Here is a 5,167-nt window from a genome sequence, read left to right as displayed (position 1 = left end):
CGGCTTCGACCCGACCGCGCAGCTCTTCGGCCGTTACCGGCTCTACAACCAGTTCCAGCGGCATGTGGGCATGAATCACCTGCACCGCCTGCTCATCCGCCTGAACGAAGGTGGTACGCAACGGTTCATGGCGCTCGATCAGCGCGGTAAAACTGCGCTCCAGTGCCGCCAGGTCCAGCTCGCCCTTGAGTCGCAAAGCCGCTGGAATGTTGTACACCGCACTGCCAGGTTCCAACTGCCAGAGAAACCACTGGCGTTGCTGGGCGTAGGACAGAGCCAACGGCGAGCTGCGCTCAATACACCGCAGTGGTGGAACATTGGCTCTCTGGCTGAGCGCCACTTGCGAAGCAAAATCGGCAAGATCAGCGGTGTCGAACAGCGCCTTGAGCGGCACGTCCAACGCCAGAGTCTGGCACAGACGAGAAATAACCTGGGTCGCCAGTAACGAATGGCCACCCAGGGCAAAGAAGTTGTCACTCAGACCAACGGCCTCGACCTTGAGCACTTCAGCCCAGACTGAGGCCAACTGTCGCTGTAAGCCTGTGCGAGGTTCGACATGGCCCTGACGGTCCGCAACCGGATCCGGCGCAGGAAGCGCCTTGCGGTCCAGTTTGCGATTGGGCGTCAGCGGCATACGGTCCAGCGGGATAATGAATGCCGGGACCATGTAGTCAGGCAGGCTCTCGCGCAAATACGTCTTCAGGGCGTCAAGGATATTCCCGGCATCAGGATTGGCGACGACGTACGCCACCAGCATCTTGCCTGTCGGCCCATCCCTGTCGACTACGACCGCCTCGCGCACATCGGCATGCTGTTGCAGGCAGGCTTCGATCTCGCCCAGCTCGATACGCAGACCGCGAATCTTCACCTGATGGTCGATCCGACTGCAGTACTCAAGGCTTGCCACACCACGCCAACGCACCAGATCGCCGGTGCGATAAAGGCGCCCGCCTTGTTCATCGTCAGGGTTGGGCACGAAGCGTTCGGCGGTCAGGCCGGGGCGCTGGTAATACCCCCTGGCAAGGCCTTCACCGCCGATTAACAGCTCACCGACGCAACCGGCCGCTGCGGCTTGCCCGCTATTGTCGAGCACATGCAGGGAGGTATTGGCCACCGGACCGCCCAGACGCACAGGCGCCCGTTCAGCCACCCGTTCAACAGCCGACCAGACGGTGGTTTCCGTAGGCCCGTACAGGTTCCAGAGTGCCCCACCCACGGCAAGTAATTGCCCGGCCAGGACTGGCGGCAATGCCTCACCTCCGCTCAGTAACTTCTTGCCCAGCAGGCAGGCAGACACATCGGCCTCCAGCAGCATGCGCCAGGTTGAGGGCGTCGCCTGGATCACACTGACCCCATGATCCGTGATGACCTGGGCGATTGCCCGGGGGTCCCTGTTCTGGCCACTTTCAAGCAATACCACGCTCGCTCCGTGCAGCCAGGGCAGGTACAGCTCCAGGGCAAAAATATCGAACGACAGCGACGTCAGGCCCAGCACACGGTCGCTCGCGTGCAACCCTGGGGTTTCACTCATGCTTTGCAGGAAATTGACCAAAGCCCCATGGGATACTGCAACGCCTTTGGGCCGCCCCGTAGAGCCTGAGGTGTAAATCACATAGGCCAGGTGCTGCGCAGCAACGGCAATGGGCTCGAAAATTTCGAGCGACTCGTCGGCGTCAGTCGGGAAGACACAGCGTACCCCGTCCGGCAGGGACAACCCCGCGCTCACCTGGGGCTGGGTAATCAGCAGGGACAAGCCACTGTCCTGGATCATGTAGCGCAGTCGATCAGTGGGAAACTCGGGATCCAGCGGTACATAGGCGGCACCGGTTTTCATGATCGCCAGAAGACCGACGATCATGTCAATGCCGCGCTCCAGCGCCACTCCCACCAGTCGATCGGGAGCCGCACCCAGCAGGTACAACTGCCGGGCCAGACGATTGGCTCGCTGATCGAGCTGGGCATAGGTCAATTGCTGTCCGGCACATATGAGCGCACAGGACGACGGCGTGCGTGCGACTTGGGCCTGGAACAGTTGTGGCAAGGCAAGACGAGCAGCAGAGGTTTCGTCAGCAACATAATTGCGTGCAGGCGCCAGCGCACTGTGCAGCTGCAAATCCCCCAGACAGCGCTCAGGCGCCGCCACACACTGCTCAATCACTCCAGCCAGATCCAGCATGACCTGCTCGATCACGGCAGCGTCGAAGTGGGCACTGTCGAAGTCATAACGAATCGACAGTTGTTCACCCAGGCCGACAAACAGCGTCAGCGGATAGTGCGTCTGCTCGCGGGAGCGTAGCTCACCGAACTCGATCCCGAGCTGCGAAGCACCGGCCAGGGCATCGGAGATCGGATAATTCTCGAACACCAACAGGGTGTCGAACATCGACGTGCCCTGAAAACCCAACCAACGCTGCACATCATGCAAAGGTGCCTGTTCGTACTCGCGCAGACGCACATTGTGCGCCTGCAACTCTTGAAGCCAGCGCCCTGCGCCGATTTCGGGACGGGGCGCGCAGATCACCGGCAGCGTATTGATGAACAGCCCCAGTTGCTGCTCGATACCGGGCAGGTCAGCGGGCCGCCCGGCGACCGTCGCACCGAAGGCCACAGTGTCCTGCAAGGTATAGCGCTGCAACAGGATCGCCCAGCAGGCCTGGATCACGGTATTGACGGTGATGTGTTGCTCACGGGCAAACACCACCAGGCCTCGGGTGGCCGCCACACTCAAATGCTGCTCACATACGGCATGCCCGCTGGTTTGCCTGTCATTGGCACAGGCCTGGGCCAGCAAGGTCGGCTCGTCGAGAACCGCCGGCTGTTGTCGCCAGAAAGCCTCGCATGCAGCGCTGTCCTGCCGCGCGAGCCAGGCCATATAGTCGGCATAGCGTCCTGCCGGGGAGGAAACCGGATGACCGGCATACTCTTGTAATACCTCACCCAAAAGCCGGGCATTGCTCCAGCCATCCAGGATGATGTGGTGATTGCTGTACACCAGGGTGTGACATTGTGGGCCTGTCTTGATGATCGCCAGGCGCAGCAGCACGTCAGTGGCCAGGTCAAAACCTGTTTCGCGATCAGCCTCGACGAATGCATCGATAGCCACCTCGCGATGCTCACGAGCGCTCCAGTCCAGCTCGACGATAGCCAACGGCCGATGCGCGTGAATGACTTGCAGGGGCTGACTGTCGCCTGGCAGGAATGAGGCACGCAAACAATCGTGACGATCGACAGCGGCCTGCCAGCAAGCCTTGAAGCGCGGCACATCAAGGCCGCGAACCTCAACGACCATCTGGTGCAGATAGTCCGTACCCTGGCGTTGATACAGGTCGCGGAACAGCATGCCCTGTTGCAGCGGTGACAACCCCAGAACGGTCTCGACTTGACGCGCTGGCACAGGCAACGCGTCAAGTTGTGCCTGATCGAGGGCGATCAGGGGTACATCACTCGGAGTGAGGCCCGCGCTGAGAGGATCACTGCAATGCTCGACAAGCGCTGTCAGCTCGGCATTGAACGCATCGATCAATGCCTGAATTGTCGCGGGATGGAAGACCTCGCGACTGAAACTCCAATTAGTCACCAACTCATCGTTGAACACCCGACCGGAGATATTGATCAGTCCATCGAGCAGCGTATCGGCACTTTGACTCGCGCCACTGCCCTCGGCAGCGGGCACCAGCAAGCCCTGCTGCGCATCGAAGCTCTGGTCGAACTGGCCCAGATAGTTGAACACAACCTGAGGTTCGGGCAGTGCCTCCAGCACCGCCCGGCTGTGCTCGGTGCCCAGATAACGCAGCACGCCGTAACCAATGCCCTTGCCGGGAATACCGCGCAATTGCTCCTTGATGGATTTGATGGAGTCCACCAGAGAGATCTGTGGCGTCAAGACCACTGGGTACATCGTGGTAAACCAGCCCAGGGTACGAGTGATATCGATCTGTTGGAAAATATCCTCGCGACCATGCCCTTCAAGCTTGATCAAGGCTGAAGACTGCCCCGTCCAGCGGCACAACACACGGGCCAGGGCCGTCAGTAACAAATCATTGATCTGGGTGCGATAGGCCGAAGGCGCGGCACGCAACAGCAACCGCGTAGCGGCGCTACCGATGCCGCCGCCCAGCACCTGCACATGCGCGTACGCTCGACTGCCCTGGGAATCGTCGCAGGGCAGACTCGCGCTGACGCCGCTCAATCGGGTCTGCCAATAGGTCAGTTCCGCCTGGATCTGCTGGCCCTGGGCGTACTGGGCAAGGGCCTGCGCCCACTGTTTGATTGACGAGGTAGCGCCAGCGAGTTTCACCGGCTGATGCTCGACCGCCTGGGCATAGGCCAGTTGCATATCCTCCAGCAATACTCGCCAAGAGATACCATCCATGACCAGGTGATGGACGACGATAAGCAGACGCTGCTCAGCGTTCGGTAAATCCATCAATACAATCCGGATCAGCGAACCCTTGCCAATATCCAGACTGGCCTGCGCTTCGTTGGCGAGGGCTTCGATCTGATCGGTGTTCGCCAGGGTGCGCCGCCACAACACAGGTTCGCTGCCACAGGCGACAAATTGTGCCTGCCAATCGCCTTCATTGCGTTCAAAACTCAGGCGCAGCGCGTCGTGATGGGCCATTACTGCCTCAATGGCTGAAGTCAGTGCCGCCGCCTCCAGCGGCGCCCGTGCGCGCAGCAATATCGCCTGGTTCCAATGGTTGCGCTGTTCGATAGGCTGTTCGAAAAACCAGCGCTGGACCGGTGTCAGAATCAGCGGCCCAGTGACTGGCCCCTGCTCCATCACCGCGATCGGAGCAACGCTGGCCACGCTGGCCAGTGCCCGAACCGTCTGATGCGAAAACAACTGCTTGGGCGTGAGTACCAGCCCGGCGGCACGAGCACGAACGACCATCTGAATGGAAATGATCGAATCGCCACCCAGTTCGAAAAAATTGTCATCCAGACCGACCCGATCAATCTTCAGCACATTCGCCCAGATCGCCGCCAGTTGCTGCTGCAACTCGTTTTGCGGCGCAACATACAGCGATTGCAGCAGGCTGGTGTCCGGCGATGGCAGGGCCTTGCGATCCAGCTTGCCATTGGGGCTCAGGGGCATGGCCTGCAATAACACCCACTGCGCGGGCACCATATAGTCCGGCAGACCCGCCTTCAGGTGCACCTTGAG

Annotated in this window: 1 protein-coding gene; it reads right to left on the bottom strand. The window is 60.6% G+C overall.

All coding sequences use genetic code 11. The annotated features are described in order from the left end of the window. Nucleotides 1-5,167 (bottom strand): non-ribosomal peptide synthetase (locus tag M2401_RS34240; protein ID WP_259111491.1); only part of this gene is annotated, 5,167 nt, incomplete at both ends.

It is taken from the genome of Pseudomonas sp. JUb42 (assembly GCF_024807945.1).
Classification (GTDB): domain Bacteria; phylum Pseudomonadota; class Gammaproteobacteria; order Pseudomonadales; family Pseudomonadaceae; genus Aquipseudomonas.
The sequence above is the reverse complement of the archived record's forward strand: the minus strand, read 5'-3'. Positions and strand labels throughout refer to the sequence as shown.